General features: G+C 63.3%; 22 protein-coding genes. 9 read left to right on the top strand and 13 right to left on the bottom strand.

What is annotated here, in order from left to right; translation table 11 throughout:
• Positions 1-212: 212 nt before the first annotated feature.
• Positions 213-1,901 carry a long-chain-fatty-acid--CoA ligase FadD2 gene (fadD2, locus tag CAF92_RS23795; protein ID WP_085602091.1) on the bottom strand — a complete coding sequence of 563 codons (1,689 nt, stop codon included), beginning with the start codon at positions 1,899-1,901 and terminating at the stop codon, positions 213-215.
• Positions 1,902-2,120: 219 nt separating this feature from the next.
• Between fadD2 and CAF92_RS23790 the strand changes: the two genes are divergently transcribed.
• Both CAF92_RS23790 and CAF92_RS23785 read left to right on the top strand, forming a co-directional pair.
• Positions 2,121-3,065 carry an alpha/beta hydrolase gene (locus CAF92_RS23790; RefSeq protein ID WP_085602090.1) on the top strand — a complete coding sequence of 315 codons (945 nt, stop codon included), beginning with the start codon at positions 2,121-2,123 and terminating at the stop codon, positions 3,063-3,065.
• Between the two features lie 34 nt (positions 3,066-3,099).
• Complete coding sequence (locus CAF92_RS23785; protein ID WP_012273633.1) at positions 3,100-3,570, top strand: MaoC family dehydratase; 471 nt, start codon at positions 3,100-3,102, stop codon at positions 3,568-3,570.
• 126 nt (positions 3,571-3,696) lie between these two features.
• Here the strand turns inward: CAF92_RS23785 and CAF92_RS23780 are convergent, their stop codons facing one another.
• The 5 genes from CAF92_RS23780 to CAF92_RS23760 form a co-directional block, all read right to left on the bottom strand.
• Positions 3,697-4,935 carry an RNA polymerase sigma factor gene (locus CAF92_RS23780; RefSeq protein ID WP_085602089.1) on the bottom strand — a complete coding sequence of 413 codons (1,239 nt, stop codon included), beginning with the start codon at positions 4,933-4,935 and terminating at the stop codon, positions 3,697-3,699.
• On the bottom strand, positions 4,935-5,420 hold the full coding sequence (locus CAF92_RS23775) for an SRPBCC family protein (protein WP_046614686.1): 486 nt from the start codon (positions 5,418-5,420) through the stop codon (positions 4,935-4,937). The genes CAF92_RS23780 and CAF92_RS23775 overlap by 1 nt, the downstream gene beginning before the upstream one ends.
• Before the next feature lie 21 nt (positions 5,421-5,441).
• On the bottom strand, positions 5,442-5,786 hold the full coding sequence (locus CAF92_RS23770) for a YciI family protein (protein ID WP_046614687.1): 345 nt from the start codon (positions 5,784-5,786) through the stop codon (positions 5,442-5,444).
• A 44-nt stretch (positions 5,787-5,830) separates the two neighbouring features.
• Positions 5,831-6,256, bottom strand: coding sequence for a nuclear transport factor 2 family protein (locus CAF92_RS23765; RefSeq protein WP_085602088.1), 426 nt, complete (start codon positions 6,254-6,256; stop codon positions 5,831-5,833).
• A 261-nt stretch (positions 6,257-6,517) separates the two neighbouring features.
• On the bottom strand, positions 6,518-6,775 hold the full coding sequence (locus CAF92_RS23760) for a DUF2790 domain-containing protein (RefSeq protein WP_004375752.1): 258 nt from the start codon (positions 6,773-6,775) through the stop codon (positions 6,518-6,520).
• Positions 6,776-7,129: 354 nt separating this feature from the next.
• On the opposite strand from CAF92_RS23760, the gene CAF92_RS23755 reads away from it, so the two are divergent.
• On the top strand, positions 7,130-7,498 hold the full coding sequence (locus tag CAF92_RS23755) for a GNAT family N-acetyltransferase (protein ID WP_046614689.1): 369 nt from the start codon (positions 7,130-7,132) through the stop codon (positions 7,496-7,498).
• Here CAF92_RS23755 and def read toward each other — a convergent pair.
• The 3 genes from def to CAF92_RS23740 form a co-directional block, all read right to left on the bottom strand.
• Positions 7,453-7,989: a peptide deformylase gene (gene def, locus CAF92_RS23750; RefSeq protein WP_013973724.1), complete on the bottom strand. Its 537-nt coding sequence runs from the start codon at positions 7,987-7,989 to the stop codon at positions 7,453-7,455. The two genes, CAF92_RS23755 and def, sit on opposite strands and share 46 nt — an antisense overlap.
• Entirely contained in the window at positions 7,986-8,945 is a 960-nt protein-coding gene (locus tag CAF92_RS23745; RefSeq protein WP_046614691.1) for a YihY/virulence factor BrkB family protein, read from the bottom strand. Before CAF92_RS23745 ends, def begins: the two co-directional genes overlap by 4 nt.
• Positions 8,946-9,165: 220 nt before the next feature.
• Positions 9,166-9,345 (bottom strand): CsbD family protein, encoded by a 180-nt coding sequence (locus tag CAF92_RS23740; RefSeq protein WP_015271319.1) that lies wholly within the window; start codon positions 9,343-9,345, stop codon positions 9,166-9,168.
• 186 nt (positions 9,346-9,531) lie between these two features.
• Here CAF92_RS23740 and CAF92_RS23735 point away from each other — a divergent pair, with 186 nt between their 5' ends.
• The gene (locus CAF92_RS23735) at positions 9,532-9,912 is read left to right on the top strand and encodes a hypothetical protein (protein ID WP_013973727.1); all 381 of its coding nucleotides are present in this window, start codon (positions 9,532-9,534) and stop codon (positions 9,910-9,912) included.
• Here the strand turns inward: CAF92_RS23735 and CAF92_RS23730 are convergent, their stop codons facing one another.
• A complete protein-coding gene (locus tag CAF92_RS23730; RefSeq protein ID WP_013973728.1) occupies positions 9,913-10,749 on the bottom strand; it encodes a S1 RNA-binding domain-containing protein in 837 nt (278 codons plus the stop codon).
• 130 nt (positions 10,750-10,879) lie between these two features.
• On the opposite strand from CAF92_RS23730, the gene CAF92_RS23725 reads away from it, so the two are divergent.
• Positions 10,880-11,740, top strand: coding sequence for a DUF6279 family lipoprotein (locus CAF92_RS23725; RefSeq protein ID WP_046614692.1), 861 nt, complete (start codon positions 10,880-10,882; stop codon positions 11,738-11,740).
• A 111-nt stretch (positions 11,741-11,851) separates the two neighbouring features.
• Here the strand turns inward: CAF92_RS23725 and aceK are convergent, their stop codons facing one another.
• Positions 11,852-13,567, bottom strand: a complete 1,716-nt coding sequence (gene aceK / locus CAF92_RS23720; RefSeq protein WP_085602087.1) for a bifunctional isocitrate dehydrogenase kinase/phosphatase — start codon at positions 13,565-13,567, stop codon at positions 11,852-11,854.
• Positions 13,568-13,815: 248 nt separating this feature from the next.
• Between aceK and CAF92_RS23715 the strand changes: the two genes are divergently transcribed.
• Both CAF92_RS23715 and CAF92_RS23710 read left to right on the top strand, forming a co-directional pair.
• On the top strand, positions 13,816-14,691 hold the full coding sequence (locus CAF92_RS23715) for a DMT family transporter (protein ID WP_046614694.1): 876 nt from the start codon (positions 13,816-13,818) through the stop codon (positions 14,689-14,691).
• Positions 14,692-14,704: 13 nt separating this feature from the next.
• Positions 14,705-15,163, top strand: coding sequence for a DUF4265 domain-containing protein (locus CAF92_RS23710; RefSeq protein ID WP_085602086.1), 459 nt, complete (start codon positions 14,705-14,707; stop codon positions 15,161-15,163).
• Between the two features lie 3 nt (positions 15,164-15,166).
• On the opposite strand, the gene CAF92_RS23705 is transcribed toward CAF92_RS23710, so the two are convergent.
• Positions 15,167-16,048, bottom strand: a complete 882-nt coding sequence (locus tag CAF92_RS23705) for a DMT family transporter (protein ID WP_041505660.1) — start codon at positions 16,046-16,048, stop codon at positions 15,167-15,169.
• A gap of 590 nt (positions 16,049-16,638) precedes the next feature.
• Between CAF92_RS23705 and CAF92_RS23695 the strand changes: the two genes are divergently transcribed.
• Both CAF92_RS23695 and CAF92_RS23690 read left to right on the top strand, forming a co-directional pair.
• Positions 16,639-17,499, top strand: coding sequence for a formylglycine-generating enzyme family protein (locus tag CAF92_RS23695; protein ID WP_178081823.1), 861 nt, complete (start codon positions 16,639-16,641; stop codon positions 17,497-17,499).
• A 126-nt stretch (positions 17,500-17,625) separates the two neighbouring features.
• Positions 17,626-20,085 (top strand): TonB-dependent receptor, encoded by a 2,460-nt coding sequence (locus CAF92_RS23690; protein ID WP_085602084.1) that lies wholly within the window; start codon positions 17,626-17,628, stop codon positions 20,083-20,085.
• A gap of 140 nt (positions 20,086-20,225) precedes the next feature.
• On the opposite strand, the gene CAF92_RS23685 is transcribed toward CAF92_RS23690, so the two are convergent.
• A partial coding sequence (locus CAF92_RS23685) for a non-ribosomal peptide synthetase (RefSeq protein ID WP_143516204.1) occupies positions 20,226-25,743 on the bottom strand: 5,518 nt, incomplete at its 5' end.

Here is a 25,743-nt window from a genome sequence, read left to right as displayed (position 1 = left end):
ACAGGCCTCACGGTCACAAAAATGACTCAATGAACAATACAGGTCATTTTTAGAGTAATTATCCAAAATGTCGCAGATCGGGCTATAAATAGCCTGTTAGAGCGGTTTCACGGCATTCGCGGGCTTGCCCGCTCCCACAGGGACCTCACAGTTCTCGAATGCTGTGCAGTACCTGTGGGAGCGGGCAAGCCCGCGAAGAAGCCAACCCGGTATCAAGCTATGTCGCGCAGCTCCCGCCGCAGGATCTTGCCCACCGGCGTCATCGGCAACGACTCGCGCAGCACGATGTGCTTGGGCACCTTGTAACCGGTGAAGTTGGCCTTGCAGTAGGCCTTCAGCTCATCCACGCTCAGCCCGCCCTCGCGCGGCACCACGAACAGTTTCACCGCCTCGCCGGAGCGCTCGTCCGGCACGCCGATGGCAGCGCAGTTGGCAACCTTGGGGTGGCCCATCACCACATCCTCGATCTCGTTGGGGTACACGTTGAAACCCGAGACAATGATCATGTCCTTCTTGCGATCGACAATGCGGGTGAAGCCGTCCGGGTCGATCACCGCGATGTCGCCGGTCTTGAACCAGCCCTCCGCATCCAGGGCCTGGGCCGTGGCCTCGGGCTGCTGCCAGTAGCCTTTCATCACCTGCGGGCCCTTGATGCACAGCTCGCCCCGTTCGCCCAGCGGCAACTCGTTGCCGTCATCGTCGATCACCTTGAAGGCGGTGCCGGCCACCGGGATGCCCACCGTGCCCAGACGCGCCAGCTGGCCATAGGGGTTGGTGCTGGCCACCGGAGAGGTTTCGGTCAGCCCGTAGCCTTCGACGATGCGGCAGCCGGTAAGCGCCTCCCAGCGTTCGGCCGTGGCCTTGACCAGCGCGGTGCCGCCGGAGTTGGTGACCTTCAGCGCCGAAAAGTCGAGCTGACGGAAGCCCGGGTGGTCCATCAGCGCGACGAACAGCGTGTTCAGGCCCAGCAAGGCGGAGAAACGCCATTTGCCCAGCTCCTTGATGAAGCCGGAAATATCCCGAGGGTTGGTGATCAGCACGTTGTGGTTGCCGGTGACCATCATGCACATGCAGTTCGCGGTAAAGGCATAGATGTGGTACAGCGGGAGCGGCGCGATCATCACTTCCTGGCCGTCCTTGATCAGCTTCTGCCCGTCCGGCCCGTGCTGCGAGAAGCAGGCCAGCACCTGCAGCATGTTGGCCACCAGGTTGCCGTTGGTTAGCATGGCGCCCTTGGCCAGGCCGGTAGTGCCGCCGGTGTATTGCAGCACGGCGATGTCGTCCAGGCTCAGTGGCACCGGCTTGTGCGACAACTCGCGGCCCTGGCGCAGCACCTGCTTGAACGGCACCGCCTGGGGCAGGTGGTAGGCAGGTACCATCTTCTTCAGTTTGTCGACCACCGTGTTGACCAACCAGCCCTTGGCGGTGGGCAGCAAGTCGCCCATCTTCGCCTCGATCAGGTACTCGATGCCGGTATCGGGAAGCACCTCCTGCACGCGCTTGCCGAACATGTTCAGGTACACCAGCGCACGCGCACCGCTATCCTTGAACTGGTGGCGCATCTCGCGCTCGGTGTACAGCGGGTTGGTGTTGACCACGATCAGGCCTGCGCGCAGGGCACCGAACACGGCGATGGGGTATTGCAGCACGTTGGGCATCTGCACCGCGATGCGGTCGCCCGGCTTGAGGTCGGTGTGCTGCTGCAACCAGGCGGCGAAGGCCGCCGAGTGGCGCTCCAGCTCCGCGTAGGTCAGGGTCACGCCCAGGTTGCTGAAGGCCGGGCGGTCGGCGAAGCGTTTGCAGGAGCGCTCGAACACCTCGACGACCGAGGTGTAGGCATTGATATCGATGGTAGAAGGTACGCCCGCCGGGCGCTTGTCATTCCAGAAGTCGGCTTGCATTTATTATTGTTCCTCTGCCTGGACCTGCTGTGAGTCCTGTAGTCCTTTCACCTGCCCGCCCGAAAGCGAAAAGGCGTTGATCCGACGTTAGCAGGTAAGCCCAAGGCGGCATATACGCCAAGTGCCGCCATTAACATTGTGAATCTTATTTGTGCCCTTCCTGCAATCCGGTCGGTTGTGCATACACTGTTCGGGTATCTGTGCGCACAAGGACCCGCCATGCCTCACGACGCCTTCTGGCTGCCCGCCAGCGAGCACTGCAGCCTGTATGTGCACCAATGGTTGCCAGCCACACCGGTAAAAGCCGTTGTGTTGCTGGCCCACGGCATGGCCGAGCATGCCGGGCGCTACCAGCACCTGGGCCATGCCTTGAGCGAGGCCGGCTTCGCCCTGTTCGCCGCCGACCAACGCGGCCATGGGCGCACCGCCGAACTGGGCAGCCTCGGCCTGTTCGCCCGCCATCATGGCTGGAATGCCGTGGTCAACGACCTCGGGCTGCTGGCGCAGCACATCGGCCAGCAGTACCCGTGCACGCCGCTGTTCCTGTTCGGCCACAGCATGGGCAGTTACATCGCCCAGGCCTATCTGCTGCACCACAGTGGCAGCCTGCATGGGGCGATCCTCAGCGGCTCCAACTATCAGCCAGCGGCGCTGTACCGCATGGCGCGGCTGATTGCCCGGCTGGAAGCCTGGCGCCAGGGGCCGCTGGGCAAGAGCGCGCTGATCGAGTGGTTGTCGTTCGGCTCGTTCAACAAGGCCTTCAAGCCCAACCGCACGGCGTTCGACTGGCTCAGCCGCGACCCTGCGCAGGTCGACCTGTACGTCAAAGACCCGCTGTGCGGCTTTCGTTGCAGCAACCAGTTGTGGCTCGACCTGCTACAAGGCTTGGCGCAGATCAGCCAGCCGAGTAACCTCGCGCAGATCGATCCGAACCTGCCGCTGCTGGTTATCGGTGGTGAATGTGATCCGGTCAGTGCCGGCAAGCGTCTCACCCACCTGGCCGACGCCCTGCGCGCGACCGGCAATCGACATGTACAGCTGCGCATCTATCCTGAGGCGCGACACGAAGTACTCAACGAAACCAACCGTGACGAGGTCACCGCCGATATTCTCGGCTGGCTCGAACAGGCACTGGCTCTAGGCCGCCCTGTGCGCAGTGAATGATAGCCGCCCTCGCCTACCGCTTAAGGAAGCCCCGATGTCCCAGGTCACCAACACGCCTTACGAAGCCCTCGAAGTCGGCCAGAAGGCCGAGTACAAGAAGTCCGTCGAAGAACGCGACATCCAGTTGTTCGCCGCGATGTCCGGTGACCACAACCCGGTACACCTGGACGCCGAGTTCGCTGCCAAGAGCATGTTCCGCGAGCGCATCGCCCACGGCATGTTCAGCGGCGCGCTGATCAGTGCTGCAGTGGCCTGCACCCTGCCTGGCCCTGGCACCATCTACCTGGGCCAGCAGATGAGCTTCCAGAAGCCGGTCAAAATTGGCGATACCCTGACCGTGCGCCTGGAAATCCTGGAGAAGCTGCCCAAGTTCAAGGTGCGTATCGCCACCAATGTGTACAACCAGAATGATGAGCTGGTGGTCCAGGGCGAGGCCGAGATCCTGGCGCCGCGCAAGCAGCAGACCGTCGAACTGGTTTCGCCGCCGAATTTTGTGGCTAGCTGAAGATTGATGCAGGCAGTACCGGCCCTTTCGCGGGTAAACCCGCTCCCACATGGACCTCACAGCATCAAGCTGTGACGCAATCCTGTGGGAGCGGGTTTACCCGCGAAGAGGCCGGCACAGCCAACATCATTCGATAGCCTGCAACCGCCGCTCGATATGCCTGCGCTCCGGCTCCTGCCGGGCCAGCGCCAGCGCCTGCCGCCAGGCCGCACGGGCCTCCTCTTTTTGCCCCAACTGGTAATGCAGCTCACCCCGCGTCGCATGCGCCAGGTGATAGTCCAGCAACTCACCCCTCGCCAGAATACCTTCGACTTCCCGCAGCCCGACCTCTGGCCCATCCCGCTTCGCCAGCGCCACGGCCCTGTTCAGCTCCACAACTGCTGACGGCCAATGCCGCTGCAGCACGTCATACAGCCCGACAATCTCCGCCCAGTCGGTCGCTGCTGCCGTCGCCGCTTCGGCATGCACCGCCGCAATCGCCGCTTGCACGGTATAGGCACCAAACGCCCGGCTTTGCAGGGCCTGGCGCACCAGCTCGCAGCCTTCTACGATGCGTTGCCGGTCCCACAGGCTGCGGTCCTGATGCTCCAGTAATACCAGGTTGCCCCGGCCATCGGTACGTGCCCGCTGCCGGGACGCCTGCAGCAACATCAAGGCCAGCAGGCCGACCGCCTCCGGGTCGGGCAGCAACTGCACCAGCAGCCGCGCCAGGCGAATGGCTTCATCGCTCAGTTCCTGCTGCAACAGCGCCTCGCCCGACGATGCCGAATAGCCCTCGTTGAACACCAGGTAGATCACCCGCAGCACGCTCTCCAGCCGCTCGGGCAGTTCGTTCAGCTCCGGCACCTGATAAGGGATGCCGGCATCGCGGATCTTGGCCTTGGCGCGCACGATGCGCTGGGCGATGGTGGCCGGGCTCTGCAGGAATGCACGGGCAATCTGCTCGGTGGTCAGGTCGCAGACTTCGCGCAGGGTCAGCGGCACCTGGGCATCGGCGGACAAGGACGGGTGGCAGCAGGTGAAGATCAGCCGCAGACGGTCGTCAGCCAGCAGTTCTTCCTCGCTGGGGTCCTGTGCCTGGCCGTCGAGCAGCATGCTCAGGTCTGCCTGGGAACGGTCGAATCGGGCCCGTCGACGCAACGCATCGATGGCCTTGAAGCGGCCGGTGGACACCAGCCACGCCCGCGGGTTATCGGGAATACCGTCGCGCTGCCAGCGCTCGACGGCGATGAAGAAGGCATCGTGCATGGCCTCCTCGGCCAGGTCGAAATCACCCAGAAGGCGGATCAGTGTCGCCAGGATGCGCCGTGACTCGCTCCGGTAGACCGCCTCGACCTCGGCACGTACCTGCGCCAGTACCGACATCAGTCGGGCATCCGCTGGGTCACCACCTCCACCAGGCGGTCCAGGCTTTCTCCCCAACCCTGGTGGAAGCCCATTTCCTCATGGGCGCGGCAATCGGCGGCATTCCAGTGCCAGGCGCGGGCGGTGTAGCGGGTTTTGCCCTGCTCCTCGTCAAAACTGATCACGGCAGTCATGAAGGCCTTGTCCGAAGGTACCCAGCCTGGGCCGAAGGCATCGGTGAACACCAGACGCCGCGGCGCGGCGATTTCCAGGAACACGCCCTGGTTCGGATACTCGCTGCCATCCGGCGCCCGCATCAGGGTGCGGAACAGGCCACCGCTCCACAGCTGCATCTCGCACTCCGGGGTGGTCATGCCGTGCGGCCCCCACCACTGCATCAGCCACTGGGGCTCGGTCCAGGCGCGGAACACCTTGGCCGGTGGCGCGTCGATCAGGCGGCTGATGGACAACTCGTGTTGCGCTTGCGCGGGGTGTGCAAGGCTCATGCTGTTAGGTCTCCATTGCTGTCAGGGTTGCAGTTCGCGCACCGGCCGCACCTCGACACTGCCGACCCGCGCGGCGGGGATGCCCTTGGCGATGTTCAGCGCCTCGTTCAGGTCGCGGGCTTCCACCAGGTAGAAGCCCGCCAGTTGCTCCTTGGTCTCGGCGAACGGGCCGTCGGTCAGGCTCATGTGCCCGTTGCGCACGCGCACGGTGGTGGCGGTCTGCACCGGCTTCAGCGCCTCGGCCGCCAGCATTCGCCCGGAGCCTTGGATGGATTCGGCATACGCCATGCATTCGGCGTCTTCCGGGCTGTCGGGCAGGCTGTGCAGCAGCCCCTCGTCACAATAGACCAGGCACAGGTATTTCATGGTCACCTCCAGGGCATTGGCAAAGTGCGTTTGGCGATAACGGCTCAGGGCTTGAGATCGAACAGGGCTTTCTGAGTTGCCATGTCGAATGGCGCCGACCAGTGTTCGTGGATTACCTGCCACTGGCCACCTTGACGACGATAGCCCACGGTGGCGCGCATGAAACCGCACTGGCTTTCGTTGTCCGCTGGGCCACAGCGGTTCAGCCAGTGCGCCAGGGCCAGGTCGCCATCGGCATGCATGGTGAGTTCAGCGAATTCGAAAACCATCTGGCCGGTGCACATGTTCATGCACATCTCCCAATGCGCCTGGTAGGTTGCCTTGCCTTTGAATTGCAGGGCCTGGATGGCATCGAAGGCGACAATATCGTCGGCATAGGGAGCGACGATGTTGGGGATGTCGCGGTCGCGCACGGCCTGCATCCAGCGCTCGATCAATTGGCGGATCTCGGTTTCGGCTGCGGTGCTCATCGGGGGTTCCTCCGACAGGTCATGGGTGATTGGGCACAGGGGTGCAACGTGCTCTCACCTATGGTCGAACGGGGGAGGGAGGAATCGACAGGTCGAGGAAATTATTCTGGGTTGATTGTGGTTTGAAATGCATATCGGGGAATTGCATAGGGGCGACAAGGTGCATGCCTTGGGTGATGTGGCGCCTGTGAGACCGAGCGCCGCGCGGGCGGCGCTCGATCCCACAGGTGCTGAAAATGCTGTGGCGGGTCCTTGGCGGGCTCAACCCTGCTGGCACCCCTCACCCATGGCCCGGTACTGAATGGTGTGCACCTGGCCCTGGTGGTCTTCGTAAGTCATGGTCGCAGGTACCACTTCGCAGACGTTGGGGATGGTCGACAGGTTGATCACCCGCTTGATGTCCAGGTTCATGGAGTAGTCGTACTGCTGGGCGACGGGCTCGCTGGAGACGGGTCTGGCCTCATCGGCGAGGGCGAACGAGGACATACCGACCAATGCAAGAATCAGTAATGGTTTCATGTGAGTCTGCCTTTTGAGCATTCAAGCTGATCGATTGACTTCTATTGCCGTGCCCGGCGCGGAGAAGTTGCCATCTGCGGTGAAGATGGCACGAAGTACCGATCCCGCTTCGTACTGCCAGTGGGGATGAGTAAAAGTCTACTCCCGGCCTGGAATAGTTGAACCCCGAACTCGGACATTCACCCTTGCCAGATATGCAACAATCTGCGACAAGTTCACCGCAAAACATCGGGCCAGAGCCTCTGGCCACCTTTCAGGGCAGGGCGAGCAATTTCTGAAAATTTGTACTGTTCGAAGCTTTCGGCCCCGGAACGCCGGCTGCTGGACCACTTCTACCGTCAGCACGGCTCACGCATGCGTGCTGCGGGCGATGCTGAGCTGTGGGTGGCGCGGGGCCCCGGCATCATCGCAGGCTTGAGCCTGAGCCCGGTGGGCGATGGCTTCTGGCTGACCGGGTTGTTCGTCGACCCGCAGCGGCGCAGCCAGGGGGTGGCCGGGCGGTTGGTCGAGGCGGCGCTGGCGCAGGCTGGCGGGCCCACCTGGCTGTTCTGCCACCCGGACCTTGCGCCCTTCTACCAGCGCCTGGGCTTCGACATGGCCCTGCAGCTGCCGGAAGCCCTGGCTGGCCGCTTGCAACGCTATCAGCGCAGCAAGCGCCTGGTGGCACTGCAACGAGGTCAGTCGTCGCTGGCGTCGAGCCCGGGGAACAGCACCTCGGTGTAGCCGAACCGGGAAAAGTCCTGGATGCGTGACGGGTACAACCGACCGATCAGGTGGTCACATTCATGCTGCACCACCCGCGCATGGAAGCCGTCGGCAAAGCGGTTGATCGGATTGCCCTGGGGGTCGATGCCTTCATAGCAGATGTGCTTGAAACGCGGCACCACACCGCGCAGGCCGGGCACTGAAAGGCAGCCTTCCCAACCATCCTCGATCTCGCTGGATGTCGGCGTGATGACCGGGTTGAGCAGGATGGTCTGCGGCACCGGTTCGGCATCCGGGTAGCGCTCGCTGCGCTCGAAGCCGAAGATCACCAGCTGCAGGTCGATGCCGATCTGTGGCGCGGCCAGCCCCACGCCGCCCACATGGCGCATGGTTTCGAACATGTCGTCGATCAGTTGCTGCAGTTCGGCACTGCCGAGCATGTGCTCGGGCACTGGTGGGGCGATGCGCAGCAGGCGTTCGTCGCCCATCTTGAGAATGTCACGGATCATCGGGGTGTCGGCTCTGAAGATTGGTGCTCGCTCGGTACCGGGTGCTCATGGCCCAGCACGCTAATGGTCTCGCGGGGCTTGTGCTCATCGACGTCCTTCTCGCCAGGGTTCTTGCCCTCGCTCGACATGTGTTCGATCACTGCGTTCATCTCCGCGCCCAGCAGCAAAACGGCAGCAGAGATATAGAAATACAGCAATAGCACGATGATTGCACCGATACTGCCGTACATGGCGTTGTAGTCGGCAAAGGTCTTCACGTAGTAGGCAAAGCCCAGCGACGCCACGATCCAAACCACCACCGCCAGCACCGAGCCCGGGGTGATGAAGCGGAACTGCTGCTTCACATCGGGCATCACGTAGTAGATCAGCGCAACCGCCACCATCATCAGGATGATGATTGCCGGCCAGCGCAGAATGGTCCACACCGTGACGATCACCTCCTGCATGCCGACCTGGGCGGCAATCCACTCCATCACCTGCGGCCCCAGCACCATCAGCGCCGCAGCCACCAGCAACATGCCGGCAATGCCTACGGTGTAGACGATCGACAACGGGATGCGCTTCCACACGGGGCGGCCCTCGGGCACATCGTAGGCGGCGTTCATCGCGCTCATCATCAAGCGCACACCCGCCGATGCAGTCCACAGGGCAATCACGATACCCGCCGACAGCAGCCCGCCCTTGGACTGCTGCAACTGGTCGATCACCGGGTTCACCTGCTCCAGCGCCTGGGGTGGCAACACCAGCTCCGATTGAAGGCGCAGCCAGGAGAAGAAGTCCGGCAGGTGCAGGAAACCGATCAGGGCGATCAGGAATAGCAGGAAGGGGAATAACGAAAACAGCATCTGGTAGGCCAGCGCGGAAGCGTAGGTCGACATTTCGTCGTCGAGGAATTCCTTGACGGTGCGTACCAGCACGCGGTGCAGGGGCAGACCGCGCAGGTCGGGGAAAATCATAGCGTCTCCTTTCGCCGCTCGATTCGTGAGTACCACGGTAAGTCTAATAGACCATGCCGTTACTGTGCTGATCCCGGCCATGCTGCAAGAATTTGCTTACGCAAGTACCGGCCTCTTCGCGGGTAAACCCGCTCCCACAGGTGCTGCACAGTGCGTGAAGTCTGTGCAGCACCTGTGGGAGCGGGTTCACCCGGGAAAAGGCCGGGACAGGCCACTTACATCAAGGCTTTTTCACCGCGTCCTTCACGTTGCCCTTGATCTGTTGCCCCTCGCCCTTGAGCTCCTGCGCTTCACCCTCGGCCCGCAGTCGCTCGTTGTCGGTCACTTTGCCGACACCCTGCTTGACGTTGCCGATCGCTTCGTTGGCCAGGCCTTTCGCTTTGTCTTTGGTACCGCTCATGGCAAAACTCCTGCAATTGGGGGCACGTGGACCGTGCCGACAGTCGGTGGACCCAACGCCTTCGCCAAGCGTTCCAACAGTTTTCTCGCCCTCGAGCCGAACGGCAAGGCGGTTGGCAAACCTTGCCCCGCTACCCGCCACCCCTCACAATGCAGGCCTTCATAGCGTCAACCCGCAGGAACCTGCATGAAACTCGACAAACCCGCAGCCATCGCCCGGCGCAACGAAGCACTGGCCCGCCCGGTGCTGACCAGCAGCAACACCCTGTTCGCCATCCTCGACCGCAAGCGCAACCTGTGGTGGTTCGAGGTGCCGGTGGCGCTGCTGCGCAAGGGCCAGCCCGACTGGGTCAACCTGCTGCTGCACACCCCGGAAAGTGACGAGCTGCAGCACTTGAAGGTGCCGACCAACTTCCTGCGTGCTCACCAGGAACAGATGGAAGTGCGCAACCCTGGCAAGCGCCGCTCGACCATCAGCCTGGCCCTCAGCGCCGACCGCGACTCGCTGCTGCGCGACACCCGCCCGGGTGGCGAGCAGCTGGACTTCCGTACCTTCGTGCAGGCCTGATCAGGCCTTCTCGATGCGATCGTCATGGATGACGATGCGGCCTTGCTTGAACAACCCGCCAATAGCCTTCTTGAAGTTGCCCTTGCTGACGTTGAACAGCTTGCTGATCAGCGCCGGATCGCTCTTGTCGCACACCCCCAGCACTCCGCCTTCGGCCTCCAGGCGCGCCATGATCTGCTCCTGCAGGCTGTCGGCCAGGGCAGCGCCGACCGGCTGCAGGCTCAAGGCGATCTTGCCGTCCGCGCGCACTTCCTTGATGAAGCCTTTCTCGTGCATGCCCGAGCGCAGGAACTTGAACACCTCGTTCTTGTGGATCAGGCCCCAGTGGCGGTTGTTGATAATCGCCTTGAAGCCCATTGGCGTCTCGCCGGCCACCAGAAGTTCGACCGGCTGGCCTACCTGGTAGTCGGCCGGGGTGCGGTCCAGGTAACGGTCCAGGCGAGAGGTGGCAGTGATGCGGCGGGTGCGCTTGTCGAGGTACACGTGCACCACGCAGTAGTCGCCGATCTTCAGCGGCCGCGCCTCTTCCGAGTACGGCATCAGCAGGTCCTTCGACAGGCCCCAGTCGAGGAAGATGCCGGCACCGTTGATGTCCTTGACCTTGAGGCTGGCGAACTCGCCAACCTGCACCTTGGGCTTTTCGGTGGTGGCGATCAGCTGGTCTTCGCTGTCCAGGTAGATGAACACGTTCAGCCAGTCATCCACTTCGGTTTCGGCGTTTTTCGGGATGTAGCGCCCGGGCAGCAGGATCTCGCCGTCGGCGCCGCCGTCCAGGTACAGGCCGAAGTCCACGTGTTTCACGATTTGCAAACTGTTGTAACGCCCAAGCAGAGCCATTTCCGATGTTCCTCAAGACAAGGCGACTATTCTACACCTGAAGCCAGCGCGCCGCCCGACCGCTGATGCAGTGGAACCGTCAGCGCCTCTTTGCGTCTACCGTCGGGCAAGCCCCCGCAAGGAACAGCCCATGCCGCTACGCCTGTCCAAAGCCCTGCTCGTCGCCATCGGCTGCGCCCTGGCCCTGGCCGCCTGCAGCCGTATCGACCTGGCCTACCGCAACCTCGACCGCCTGGTGCCGTGGTCGCTTGGCGACTACCTGGCCATGAACAGCGAGCAGAAGGCCATGCTTGACGACCGCCTGCGGGAGCACCTGGCCTGGCATTGCAAGACCCAGCTGCCCGGCTATCTCGACTGGCTGGACCGGGTACGCGACATGGTCGCCGACGACCAGGTGACCGACCAGGCCCTGCAGCAGCGTACCCGCGAAGCCCGCGAGGCGATTGGCCGGGTGGCCGAGGAAATCACCCCTTCGGCCACCGAACTGCTGCGCGGCATGAGCGATGCCCAGGTGGCGGAGATGCGCGAGGCGTTCCGCGAGGACATCAGCGAACGGCAGAAGAAGTATGTGGATACGCCGTTGGACAAGCAGATTGCCCGCCGTGCCGAACGCATGGAGAAACGCCTGACGCCATGGTTTGGCGAGCTGACCGCGGTACAAAAGCAGCGCGTGCAGGCCTGGTCCCAGGCGCTGGGCGACCAGAACCGCGAATGGATCGCCAACCGCGCGCACTGGCAACAGCAATTGCTGCTGGCGATGAACCAGCGCAATGATGCCAGTTTCGAGCCGCGCCTGGCGACGTTGTTGCAGCGCAAGGAGAGCTTGTGGACGCCGGAGTACCGGGCGGCGTACCAGAATACCGAGCAGCAGGCCCGCAGCTTGCTGGTGGACCTGGTGCACCAGAGTACCCCGCAGCAGCGGCGGTTCCTGCAGGAGCGGTTGGGCAAGGTGCGCACCGATTTCAGTGAATTGAAGTGTTTGAAGGGGTAACTGGGAAAAGCAGGCCCGGCCTCTTCGCGGGTAAACCCGCTCCCACATGGACCCCACTGGTTTCGAATCCTGTGCCGTACCCGGGAAGAGGCAAGGCCTGCTAAAGCACAGTCACCGCCCCTTGCGCCGATACGGAAACACATCGATCACCTTCCCTTCACGAATCGCCGCCTGCAGCCCCTTCCAGTAATCCGCGTCGTACAACTCCCCATGCAGCCGGCTGAACAAGCGCCGCTGGCCGATATCGGCAAACAGGAACGGCGGAAACTCCTCGGGGAACACGTCATGCGGCCCGATCGAGTACCACGGCTCGCCCGACATCTCGTCTTCCGGGTAACGCGGCGGCGGGATATGGCGGAAGTTCACTTCGGTCAGGAAGCTGATCTCGTCATAGTCATAGAACACCACCCGGCCATGGCGGGTAACGCCAAAGTTCTTCAGCAACATGTCGCCTGGGAAAATATTCGCCGCCGCCAGCTGCTTGATGGCCAGGCCGTAATCCTCCAGCGCCTCCAGCACCTGGCCCTCGCTGGCGTGTTCCAGGTACAGGTTCAGCGGCGTCATGCGCCGTTCGGTCCAGCAGTGGCGGATCAGCACCGTGTCACCCTCCAGCGCCACGGTCGATGGCGCCACCTCCAGCAGTTCGGCCAGGCATTCCGGCTCGAACTTGCTGCGCGGAAAACGAAAATCGGCGAACTCCTGGGTATCGGCCATGCGCCCGACGCGGTCGACGCTTTTCACCAGCCGGTACTTGTCGATCACCGTGGCGCGGTCGACTGTCTTCGACGGTGAAAAACGGTCCTTGATGATCTTGAACACGGTGTTGAAGCCCGGCAGGGTGAACACGCTCATGACCATGCCGCGCACCCCGGGCGCCATGACGAAGCGGTCGTCGCTGCTGGCCAGGTGGTTGATCAGCGCCCGGTAGAACTCCGACTTGCCGTGCTTGTAGAAACCGATGGAGGTATACAGCTCGGCAATGTGCTTGCCCGGCAAGATGCGCTTGAGGAAGTTGACGAACTCCGCCGGCACCGGCACATCGACCATGAAGTACGAGCGGGTGAAGGAAAAGATGATCGACACCTCGGCCTCGTCGGTGATCAGCGCATCGGCCTCGATACCGTGCCCTTCGCGGTGCAGCAGCGGGATTACCAGCGGCCACTGCTCGTCGCTGTTGAACAGCCGGCCGACCAGGTAGGCACCCTTGTTGCGGTAGAGCACCGGCACAAACAGCTCCAACGCCAGTTTCGGATCCTTGCATACCCAGTCCGGCAGGCACTCGCGCAGCTGATCTTCCAGGCGCGCCAGGTCGCCCTCCAGGTCGCCGTACGGCACTTCGAACGGGTAATCGCTGAACACCGCCCGCAGCAGGCTCTTGAGCCCAGCGTCAGGCCGATAGGTACGGGTTTGCGCGGCGCGCTCACGGCTGCGCATGGACGGCCGGGTGGTGTGGATGAACATGCAGCCGTCGCTGATCAGGTCGTGGCTGAACAGGCTGCAGAACAGCGAGTTGTACCAGGTCTCGGACAGCTCGTCGTCCAGCCGCGGGTCGATCAGGTGGATATAGGCGTTCTTCACCAGGGGCCATTGATCCACATCCAGCAGCACATCCTCGGCGAAGCCCTGACGTAGCCAGCCGTTGACCTCGGCGACCTTCTCTTCATAGAGATTGATGCGGGCGGCGGAGGCACGCTGGATATCCTGCCAGTGCGCCTGCTCGAAGCGCTTGCGGGCACCGAGGGTGATGCGCTGGAAGTGGTCGCGGTAGTTGTCGAAGCCGGCGAGGATCATCCGGGCGATTTCGACAGCGGGCCAGGGCTGGGACATGCGAAGACCTCGGTGCGGTGTTGAGTTACAGAGCTTAGTCGCCTCTTGGTTTTTGCGGAGCCTGTGCCGGCCTCTTCGCGGGCTCGCCCGCTCCCACAGGCTTACCACAGGGCCGAGCATTGCAGAGAACCTGTGGGAGCGAGCGTGCCCGCGAAGAGGCCGGCACAGGTTTACACCGCAAGAAAGCACAAGAATCCCCTGCCCCCCTGGCGTACACTCGCGCCCCTGCCCTGCCTCCGGAGACCGTTGTGAGCCCCATCGCCCTAGCCCGTCTGCTGACCCTTGCCGCCGTCTGGGGGGCGAGCTTCCTGTTCATGCGCATCATCGCCCCCGAACTGGGCACGGTGCCGACGGCGTTCTTCCGCGTGTCCATCGCCTGTCTGGGCCTGGTCGCCCTGCTTGCCGCCGCCCGCGTGCGCTGGGACTTCCAGGGCAAGCTCGGCGCCTGCCTGGTACTGGGCATGATCAACTCCGGTATCCCCGCCACCTTCTACTCCGTGGCCGCCCAGGTGCTGCCAGCCGGCTACTCGGCAATCTTCAACGCCACCACGCCGCTGATGGGCGTGCTGGTCGGCGTGCTGTTCTTCCGCGAACCGATGACCCTGGCCAAGCTCTGCGGCATCTTCCTGGGCCTGTTCGGCGTCGGCATCCTCAGCGGCGCCGGCCCGGTGGCCCTGGACCTGGCCCTGCTGCAAGGCGCCCTTGCCTGCCTGGCGGCCACCACCTGCTACGGCTTTGCCGGCTTCCTCGCCCGCCGCTGGGTAAGCGGCCTGGACAGCCGCCTGTCGGCACTGGGCAGCATGCTCGGCGCCACCTTGATGCTGAGCCCATTGTTCGCCTGGAGCGCGCTGAGCCAGCCACCGGCCAGCTGGGGCGGCTGGCAGGTGTGGCTGTCGCTGCTGGGCCTGGGCCTGCTGTGCACAGCGTTCGCCTACATCCTGTACTTCCGCCTGCTGGAGGAGATCGGCCCGGTCAAGGCTAGCACCGTGACCTTCCTGATCCCGGTATTCGGTGTATTGTGGGGTGCGTGGCTGCTGGACGAACCGCTGTCGATGGCGCACCTGTACGGCGGCCTGCTGATTGGCCTGGCATTGTGGCTGGTGCTGCGCCCGGCGCGCAGCTGAAGCGGGGTACAGGATGAACGACGCGTACAAGAAGGTCCTGTTCCGCCTGGAGCAGGACGAAAATGGCTACCCGCCCGCCTCGGTCGAGGGCCTGTGGGCCAAGGCCGTGGAAGGCGGCCATGCCGTCGACAACATTCCCTTCCATGTCTACGGCATCGCCCCGGGCGACGTGATCGGCACCCGTGAGGAAGCCGGCGAAACCTGGTTCGCCGAACTGCGCCACAGCAGCGGCAGTTCGGTGTTCCGGGTTATCGTCAGGCCCCCGGAAACCCTGGACCAGGTACGCGCGGCCTTGCACGACTTCGGCTGCAACTGCGAAACCGAGCAGGCGGTGAAGATGCTGGCGGTCGAGGTCCCGCCGCAGCGCTCGCTCGACACCTTGCTCTACTACCTGCTCACCCAGCGCGAAGCCGGCCTGCTGGACTTCGAGGAGGGCGTATTGCGCCACGCCATCCCCGAAGAATTCCGCTAGGGCCTACGCCTCGGCCAAGCGCGCGGCGGGCTTGCGGAACACGAACAGCAGGCCCACCACGATCAACCCCATGCCCAGCAGGCTGAGCGGCGCCAGGCGGTTGCCGAAGATCAGCAGGTCCATCACCGCGGTCACTGCCGGCACCAGGTAGAACAGGCTGGTGACATTGACCAGGTTACCCTTGGCGATCAGTCGGTACAGCAGCAGGGTCGCCAGCAGCGAGACCACCAGCCCCATCCACAGCAGCGCGCCGACGAAACCGCCAGTCCACTCCACATGCAACGGCTGCAGCGGCGCGAACAACGCGCACATGGCAAAGCCGGCCAGGTACTGCAGCGGCAGCGTGCCCATGGGGTTGTCGGTGATGCGCTTCTGCAGGATCGAGCCGAAGGTCATGCTGGCCAGCGCCAGCAGGGCGAACAGCATTCCCGCCAGCGACACCCCGCCCAGGTTGATGCCCTGGTAGACCACCATGATCAACCCGCCAAGCCCCAACCCTAAGCCGAACAAGCGGCTCCAGGAGCGCTGGCGCTCCATCAGCACCACGGTCAGGATCGGTTGTACTCCCATCACCGTGGCCATGATGCCGGGGGTGACATGGGTATCGAGCGCCAGCAGGTAGAAGATCTGGTAGGCGCCGAGCAGCACACAGCCAGTGCCCAGGGCCCGAAGGATGGCCCCGCGACTGCGCGGCCAGCGCAGCCCCAGCAACGGGCCGATCAGCAGCAGGCCGGCCAGGGCCAGCGCCGAGCGCAACAGCAGGAAGGCGAACGGGCTGGCATGCGCCAGGCCGAGCTTGGAGACGATCGCCCCGCTGCTCCACAGCAGGACGAACAGGCTGGTAGTGGCCGCCGAGGCCACGGATGCTTTGCTAAAGACAGACATGTATTGCCACCTGATTCAAGGCGAATAAGCCAGACGGACGGCGTGCGCTTCAGCGAGGGAAGCCGCCGACCGTGTTCAGTAGGTTGCGTGTGCGAAGGGTTGCGGCCAGAAGCCGATCAGCCCAGCACGACCACGCAAGGAGGCGGAGCTACGCCGCCTACGACGCCACTGACAGGTGGTGGTGGATAGTGACTGATCATCGCCGGCTGTTGGCAGCCACGCACGACCATGCCCGCGACTGGCGCGATGGCAAAGCTTGTGGTGGAAGGGCTGGCTGGCATGAACAGGTCTTCGGGAAAGGAACAGTGGACTGGACTATAGCCCGGTGCCCCATGCCTTGCAACCACTGCCTACGGTACTCGCGCGAACAGCTTTTGTGGGAGCGGCCTTGTGTCGCGAAAGGGCCGCAGAGCGGCCCCAGCAATATCTGCGGCGAAGCTGAGAGTGTGGGGCCGCTGCGCGCCCCTTTCGCGACACAAGGCCGCTCCCACAGTAAGACCGCGCTACCTTGGATGTTGGTTAATTTCTCACCGCCCCGATTCGTCTGAATGCGAAACGCAGCCCGCATTCACCCGTTTCGAGGCCTACCGATGAAAATATCCACCTGGCGCTACCGGCCAGCCCAGATCACCTGCCTGCTGCTGGTCAGCGCCTACGCCCACGCCGCCAAGCCCGGCGACGTGTTCAAGGACTGCAAGGACTGCCCCGAGATGGTCGTGCTGCCCGCCGGCAGCTACGTGATGGGTGCCCCCGATGACGAAGTCGGCCGCCAACCCGACGAGGGCCCGCTGCACACCGTGACCTTCGCCAAGCCCTTCGCCATGAGCCGCTACCAGGTCACCGCCGGCGAACTGGATGCCTACATCAAGGCCACCGGCACCGTCATCAGGAGCGGCGACGAGCGCCCCGGCCGCTGGTGCGAAGCCAGCAAGCCCAGCTACAAGCAAGGCCCCCGCCAGCCGGCGGTGTGCGTCGACTACGACGAGGTGCAGGCCTACACCCGATGGCTGGCGAAAACCACCGGCAAACCGTACCGCATGGTCAGCGAAGCCGAACGCGAATATGCCGCCCGTGCCGGTTCCAGCGGCCCGTTCCCCTTCCCCTTCGACGAACCGGGCAAGTACGAGATCAGCAAGCACGCCAACACCTATGGCCCCAAGGACGGTCATGCCTTCACCGCCCCGGTGGGCAGCTACCCGCCCAATGCCTTCGGCATGTACGACATGCACGGCAACGTCTACGAATGGGTCGCCGACTGCTACCACGACAGCTACGAAGGCGCCCCCACCGACGGCAGTGCCTGGATCCAGAACCCCAAGTGCATTCGCGCGCACATGCGCGGCAACGACTGGGGCGAGCCGCCGATCTTCTCCCGCTCGGCCAACCGCAACGACCGCCTCAAGACCACCCGGGGGGACTTCCTCGGCTTTCGCGTAGCACGCGAACTGTGAAGTTGTGACGCGGTTAACGCAGCACCGGCCAAAAAAATCGCCAATAAGAATCGTTCCGGTTTTTAACAGGTGCTGCGTCCTATAGCTGACATAGAAAAAAACCCTCTGCCAACGAGACCGCAATAGATGTCCAAGTCCCTCCCCGGCCCGCTCAACCCGCTTGCCAAAGCATTACTGATCCGTCATTCCCTTCGTCCCCAGCGCGCGTTCACACGCATCGGCCTGGGCCTGGCGATATCCGCTGCGATGGTTGCCCAGGTGCAGGCACAGGAGTGGACCCTGGATATTCCTGCGCAGTCGATGAATTCGGCGTTGCAGGCACTGGCCAGGCAGACCGATACCCAGTTGCTGTACAGCCCGGAAGATATCGGTGGCCTGCGCTCCTCTGCACTCAAAGGGCGCCACGACCTAGCTTCGTCCCTGCGCATCCTGCTGGGCGGCAGCGGGCTGCGTTATCAGATCGACGGCAACACCGTGACGGTAACAGCGAGTTCAGCCGCAAAGGACGGTCAGGTCGAGCTTTCGGCGACCAACGTCAATAGTGTGGGCCTGGGGGCCACTACCGAAGGCACGGGTTCCTACACTACCGGCGTGACCAGCACGGCCACCCGCATGAACCTGTCGATACGCGAAACACCACAAAGCATCAGCGTCATCACCCGTCAGCAAATGGACGACCAGCACCTGGCGACCATTACCGACGTGCTGAAGCAGAACCCGGGCATCACCATGTCCCAGGACGGTGGCGAGCGCTTTCACATCTATTCGCGCGGCTCGGAAATCAGTACCTACCAGCTCGATGGCGTGAACACCACGCAAGACTACCTGACGCGCAACATGCCCAACACCCTGATGGACATGGCCATGTTCGACCGCATCGAGATCGTCCGCGGTGCCACTGGCCTGATGACCGGTGCGGGCGAGCCCAACGGTGTGGTCAACATGGTACGCAAACGCCCCACGCGTGAATTCCAGTCGTATGTGCAGGCCGGTGTGGGCTCGTGGGACTACTATCGCACCGAGGCCGATGTATCCGGCCCGCTGATCGAAAGCGGCAAGCTGCGTGGCCGCCTGGTGGCCGCCAAGCAGAGCAACCAGAGCTACATGGACTGGTACAGCCAGGACCGTGACTTGGTCTACGGCGTGCTCGAAGCAGACCTGACCGATACCACCACCGTGCGCTTCGGCATGGACTACCAGACCTACGACGCCAATGGCGCGCCAGGTGTGCCGCTGTTTTTCAGCAATGGCCAGCCCACCAACTTCTCCCGCTCGACCAGTTCCGGGCCGCGCTGGATGTATGAAGACTACACCACCAAGAACTACTCCTTCGGCCTGGATCAGGAGCTTGGCAATGGTTGGCAGTTGAAAATGGCCGGCAACTACATGGATGTCGATCGCGACTCGCTGTCGGCGTTCTATCGCACCGGTGCCGGTGTCTCTACCCTCGATCAAGCCACCGGCAACGCCAAGTCCGACCTGCTGCAAGTCGATGCCCATCAGGTTCAGCGGGGCATGAACATCACGCTGCAGGGGCCTTTCGAGCTGTTTGGCCAGACCCACGAACTGGTTACCGGCTTCGACTACATGGATTACGAGAACAACCACTTCACCGGGACAGCTGGGGAAGCCACATTCAACTTCTACACCTGGGGCAACCGCATACCGCAACCTGGCAACTATTCGCCACTGCTGGATTATGATCTGACTATCCGCCAGACCGGCTACTTCATTGCCACCCGGCTCAACCTCACCGACGACCTGCACATGATTCTCGGTGCCCGTACCACCAATTACCGTTCGGACTCGAACCAGGTGGTATTGACCACTGGCAACGGCAACCCCACGCAACTGAATGAGCGCGGAGAGGTAACACCGTACGCCGGCCTGATCTACGACCTGACCGATGAGCAATCGGTGTACGCCAGCTACACCGATATCTTCAAGCCACAGACCAGCCGCGACCGTACCGGCAAGGTGCTGGACCCTGTAATCGGGCAGAACTATGAAATGGGCTGGAAGGGTGAATTCTACGACGGCCGCCTGAACGCCAACGCGGCGATCTACCTCATCAAGCGCGACAACCTTGCAGAGGAAGACACCGGCTTCAGCGTACCGGGCGTGCCTAACTCCACCGCTTACCGCGCGGTCAGCGGCGCCGAAACCAAAGGTATTGATCTTGAACTGTCCGGCGAAGTGGCTCGCGGGCTGGAAGTTCATACCGGTTACAGCCACTCCCGCACGGAAGATGCCAATGGCACTCGCCTGACATCTCAACTGCCGCTGGATACATTCCGCCTGTGGACTACCTACCGCCTGCCCGGCGAATGGGAGCGCCTGACTGTTGGTGGTGGAGTCAACTGGAACTCCCAGCAATCCCTGGCCACCCGCTACAACACGCGCATCACCCAGGAAGACTACGCCGTGGCCAGCCTGATGGCCCGCTACAAGATCAGCGAGCACCTGGCCGCCACGCTGAACGTGGACAACCTGTTCGACAAAAAGTACTACGCAGGCCTGGCCGGCAACTATGGCCACTATGGCGCGCCGAGAAACGCGACGCTGAACCTGCGCTACGATTTCTGATCAGCAGAACGAAAAAAGGCGACCCTGGAGGTCGCCTTTTTCATGCCTGCATGGTCTTCGCATCGGTACGCGGTCCGTTGCAGGAGCGGCCTTGTGTCGCTTTCGCGACACAAGGCCGCTCCTACAAAGAGTGAGCAGGTTTACGGGCTGATCGTATCTGCCAGCAACAGCCTGGCAATCATCCCCTCAAGGACATCCACCTGTTCGAGGATGTCATAGTGCCCGGCATCAACAGCAATGTCCTGGCAGCTACCCGAAATGCCACCCGCGTGCGCGCCCTCCCCCGCCCACCAGCAACTTGCCGCTGCCTCGGTAGACGGTAGCTGGCGCAATTGACGCGAAAGCGCCTTGAGTTTCATTGCCACAACAAAGGTCTGCGCCAGATCAGCGTTGCCGATTTCGGCATAGGCCGACTGTGCAGCCTGTGCGGCCCTTGCCGTTCCGATCACGCGCTCCAGGGCATCCTGAGTACTGCCGGCGGGCACGATCGGCAGCACCAGTGCATCGGCCGAAACCCCGAGAATCACCGCCAGGAAGCCACGCAGGTCGGCGCTCCAGTCACTTTCCTGCACGGCTTGCCTGGTCGAGGGCACGAAGCTGTCCACCAAGGCCAGCACCGCAACCCGCTGCCCCTGGCTTTCCAACTCCTTGGCCACCAACACCGCCAGGGTGCCGCCCAGCGACCAACCTGCCAGCTGATAAGGCCCTTCGGGTTGCTTCTGCCGGATGTACTGTGCGTAATCGATAGCCATCGTTTCCAGCGAATCATCCACCCAGGCGTGATCCAGCAGCATCCGGCATTGCAGGCCATAAACCGTGCAACGGCCTTCCAGCCGGCGGGCCAATGGCTCGTAATCGAACACCGTGCCAAACCCGGCATGCAGGCAGAACAGCGGCGTACTCGCGCTCACTCGGCTGTTCAGCAACAACAGCGGGTCCAGGCTGGCATCGTCGGGGGCATAACCCGACAACTCGGCGATGGTCGGCCGGGCAATCACATCACGCAGTTTCAGTTCGATAGGCAAATCCTCGCAGGCGCGGACCTTGGACAGCATCTTCAGCACGCGCAGCGAGTCACCACCCAGTTCGAAGAAGTTGTCATCGACACCGACCTGCTCGACTTGCAGTACTTCCTGCCAGATCGCTGCCAGCGCCTGCTCGATCGCATTACGCGGGGCAACCCATGCCCGGCTTGCGGCAAACTCGGGTGCCGGCAGGCCATTGCGGTCGATCTTGCCGTTGGGGGTGAGCGGCAGCGCCGGCATCAGTACAAGCTGTGCCGGCACCATGTGATCCGGCAGGTCGGCGCGCAGGGCATCACGTAATTGCTTGGCGCGGGTATCGGCATTGTCCGTTACCACGTAGCCGATCAGTTGCTTGCCCGTGCTGATGTCACGCGCCACCACCACGGCATCGCGCACGCCAGCCAGGTTGCGCAGGCGTGCCTCGATTTCTCCCGGCTCGATGCGGAACCCTCGAATCTTCAGCTGGTTGTCCAGCCGCCCGAGGAAGTCGATGACGCCATCGGCGCGGCGACGCACCCGGTCACCGGTACGGTACAGGCGGCCACCCGTGGCAAACGGGTCGGCCACGAAGCGCTCGGCCGTGAGTGCGGCCCGCTGGTGATAGCCACGCGCCACGCCCTCTCCGCCGATATAAAGCTCACCGGCCACACCATCGGGCAGCGGGTTGAGGTGCTGGTCCAGCACGTGCAGCGCACGCTCGCCAACGCGGTCGCCGATCGGCGCGTACACAGCCTCACAGGTTCGTTGCACCGGCACTTTCCACAGCAAAGGCGTAACCACGGTTTCCGTCGGCCCATAGCCGTTGGTCAACCAGCGCGGGCGCAGCGTGCGCTTGACGTGCTCGAACAGGGCGTCCGGTACCGCATCGCCGCCAAAGCAGTACACCCGCACTGCTGGCGCGGGCTGCTGCTGGCTATCGGCGAATTCGGCCAACTGTTGCAGGTAGGCCGGCGGGAAGCAGGCGATGTCGATACGCTGGGCATGCAAGGTCTGCCAGGTTTCTTCTGCCGTCCACAGCCGGTTGTCACGCACCACCAGGCAACCACCCGAGGACAACGTCGACAGCCAGCGTTCCTGCGCCCCGTCGAAGGCGAACGACATGAACAGCAGCTCGCGGGTGTGCAGGTCCATCTCGTACAGCCCGGCGATGGCCTGGCAGTGCATGCGAATCTGGCCATGGCTCACCGCCACACCTTTGGGCTTGCCGGTAGAACCAGACGTGTAGATCAGATAAGCCAGGTTATCCGCGCACGCGCGCTGTACAGGTGCAGTAGCAGGCAGATGGTCCAGCGCTTGCTGGTCGAGCTCGACGCACCGCGCTACCTGGGTAAAGCGCTGGCGCAGGCCACTGCTGCTGACCAGCAGGTGCATTGCCGAGTCCTCGACAATCCACTGCAGGCGCTCTTGTGGATAGTCGATATCCAGTGGCACATAAGCTGCGCCAGTCTTCATCACTGCCAGGAAGGCCACGATCACCTCCACCGACCGCTCCAGGGCAATGCCCACGCAGCTTTCCGGGCGCACGCCCTGCGCGATCAGGTGGTGGGCAAGGCGGTTCGCGCGAGCGTCCAGCTGGGTATAGGTCAACTGTTGGCCACCGCAGACTACCGCCATGGCCTCACCACGCTCACGGGCATGCCCGGCGATACGCTCGGCGAGCAGCGGCTGCTCGCGCCCAGGTGCCGCAAGCTGGTTGCGCAGGTCGGCGTGCCTTGCCTGCGCCGGCGTCAGCATGCCCAGGCTGCCCAGCGTGGCCTGGGGATTGTCCAGCATGGCGCTCAGCAGGCTTTCGAAACTGCCGCGCAGGCACTCGACAGCGGCTTCGGTAAAGCGGTTGCGCAGGTACAGGAACTCTACCGAAAAGGTTTCGCCCAATTGCACGGCCAGGTCCATGGCATAGTTGGTGACGTCGCGGTTACGTACTTCACCAAAGCGCAACGTTCCGCCGCCGCCCTCGCGCAGGCGATCGTCAACCGGGTAGTTCTCGAACACCACGATGCTGTCGAACAGCGCTTGCCCTGGCCGCCCGGCCCAGCGTTGTACATCGGCCAGCGCTGCATGCTCGTGGTCGCGCAGCTCCAGGTTGTAGTGCTGCAGCTGGTGCAGCCAGTCGCTGACAATGTGCTGGGGTTGCGGCGCCTGCACCACCGGTAGCGTGTTGATGAACAGCCCCAGCATCTCGCCTGCACCAGCCAGGCTGCTGGGGCGCCCGGCCACTGTGGCGCCGAAGCACACGCTGGCCTGGCCGGTGTAGCGTTGCAGCAGCAACAGCCAGGTGGCCTGGACCAGGGTATTGGGCGTGACCCTCAGGCGCCGGGCCTGGTCACGCAGGTGTTGCGTGCGCTGCGCATCCCAATGCAGGTACAGCGCATGGTGCCCGACAAGCTTGCCGTCCGCCTGCGGCGCAACACTTTCGGCCAACAGCGTCGGCCCCTCCAGGGCACGCAGCTTCTCGCTCCAGAACTGCTCCAGCTTGCCCATCGGCTGCTCGGCGAGCCAACGGATGTAGTCACCGAAGCGCCCCCCCGCATGGCTGGCAGGCCGGCCGTGATAAACCTGCAACACCTCGCCCAGCAACCGTGAATTGCTCCAGCCATCCATGAGGATGTGGTGACGCGACCAGATCAGGTGCAGGCGTTGCTCGTCCACTCGAACCAGCGTCAGGCACATCAGGGGGGCACACGCCAGGTCGAAGCCTTCGGCAGCCTCTTCGGCTGCCAGCGCCTGCAAGGCGTCGCTGGTCACCTCACGCCCACGCCAGTCGAGCACGCGCAGCGGCAGACTGGCCTGACGCTGCACCACCTGCAAGGGCTCCGCCCACCGGGCCGATGACAGGAAGACCGTGCGCAGGATGTCGTGGCTGGCGATCACCTGGTTCCAGGCCGCGACGAAGCGGTCGATGTCCAGGCCGTGCACATCGACCGCAGTCTGGTTGATGTACAGCGCGGCGTCGCTCTCCTGCAGGGTATGGAACAGCATGCCCTGTTGCATCGGCGACAGCGGGTAGATATCGGCGATCTGAGCAGCAGGTACCGGCAGGTCGTCCAGTTGCGCCTGGCTCAGACGGGCCAATGGGAAGTCCGATGGCGTGAGGCCTTGGGTGTCATCCTGGCAGCAATGGTCGATCAAGGCCTTGAGTTCTTCTGCATAGGCATCGGCCAGTTGCTGGATGGTCGAGGTATCGAAGACTTCACGGCTGAACGTCCAGCCCAGTGTCAGCTCGCCGCCGTACACCTGCCCATTGAGCGCCAGCAGGCTGCTCAATGGCGCGCCCTCATCCTGGTTCAGCCCGGCATTCTCGCGGGCCGGTTTGAACAGGCTCGCCTGCTGGTCGAAGCTGCCATCGAACTGCCCCAGGTAGTTGAAGATGATCGCCCCCTGGGCCAGCGCCGCTAACGTCTGCCGAGCTTCACCAGCCCCCAGGTAACGCAGCACACCATAGCCCAGGCCCTTGTGGGGCACCGCGCGCAGTTGCTCCTTGATGGTCTTGATCGAGCTGGCCAGCTCGGGCTGAGGGCTGAGGTTGACCGGGTACATGCTGGTGAACCAACCCACCGTGCGGCTCAGGTCGATACCGTCGAACAGGTCTTCGCGGCCATGGCCTTCCAGGCGTACCAGTACCTGCGGCTGCGCAGTCCAACGGCTGACCACACGGGCCAATGCCGTCAACAACAGGTCGTTGATCTGCGTGCGATAGGCTGCCGGTGCCTGCTGCAGCAGCTTGCGGGTCCAGAGCGGGTCCAGGCGAGTGCTGACCGACGTTGCATGCTTCTGCCGGTTTTCGCCCTGGGGATGATCGCAAGGCAAAGCATCGCTGGCGCCTTGCAGTTGATCACGCCAGTAGTGCAGTTCATGTTGCAGTGCCTGGCTGCTGGCATAGGCCTGCAGCTGTTCGGCCCAGACCTTGAACGCGCTGGTCTTGGCCGGCAACTTCAGCGGCTGGCCGAGGGCAAGCGCCTGGTAGGCCTGTTGCAGGTCTTCCAGCAGGATCCGCCATGACACGCCATCGACCACCAGATGATGAATGACCAGCAGCAGCCGCTGGCTGCCGTCTGCCAGCGTTGCCAGCACGGCGCGCAACAGTGGCCCCTGAGCCAGGTTCAGGCTGCGCTGGGCCTGATCAGCCAAGCGTTCCAGCGCCTCGCTATCAACACACTCGCGTACCCATAGCAGCTCGGTCGATACCGGCGCGCCGATCGCGGCCTGCCAGCGCCCGGCACTCTGCCAGGTATTGAGCCGTAGCAGGTCGTGATGGGCATGCAGGTTGCCCAGCGCCATGTTCAAAAGGTGCGCATCCAGTGCCTCAACAGGTTCGAGCAGCACCGACTGGTTCCAGTGGTCACGTACTACAAGCGCTTGCTCGAAGAACCAGTGCTGCACCGGAACAAGTGGCAGAGGCCCGGTGACCGCGCCCTGCTCCAGCACTTGTGCTTCGCTGCACCGGGCAACCGAGGCCAGCCCCTGCACTGTCTGATGCTGCAGCAACTCCTTGGGGGTGAACTGGATATCCACCTGGCGCGCACGGCTGACCACTTGCAACGAAATGATCGAATCGCCGCCCAGCTCGAAGAAGTTGTCGGTCAGGCCGACCTTCTCCAGCTTCAGCACATCCGCCCAGATCGCCGCAATCTGC

Origin of the sequence: Pseudomonas sp. B10(2017) (assembly GCF_002113295.1) — a bacterium.
Classification (GTDB): Bacteria; Pseudomonadota; Gammaproteobacteria; order Pseudomonadales; family Pseudomonadaceae; genus Aquipseudomonas; species Aquipseudomonas pudica.
This window is presented reverse-complemented; position numbering and strand designations above follow the sequence as displayed.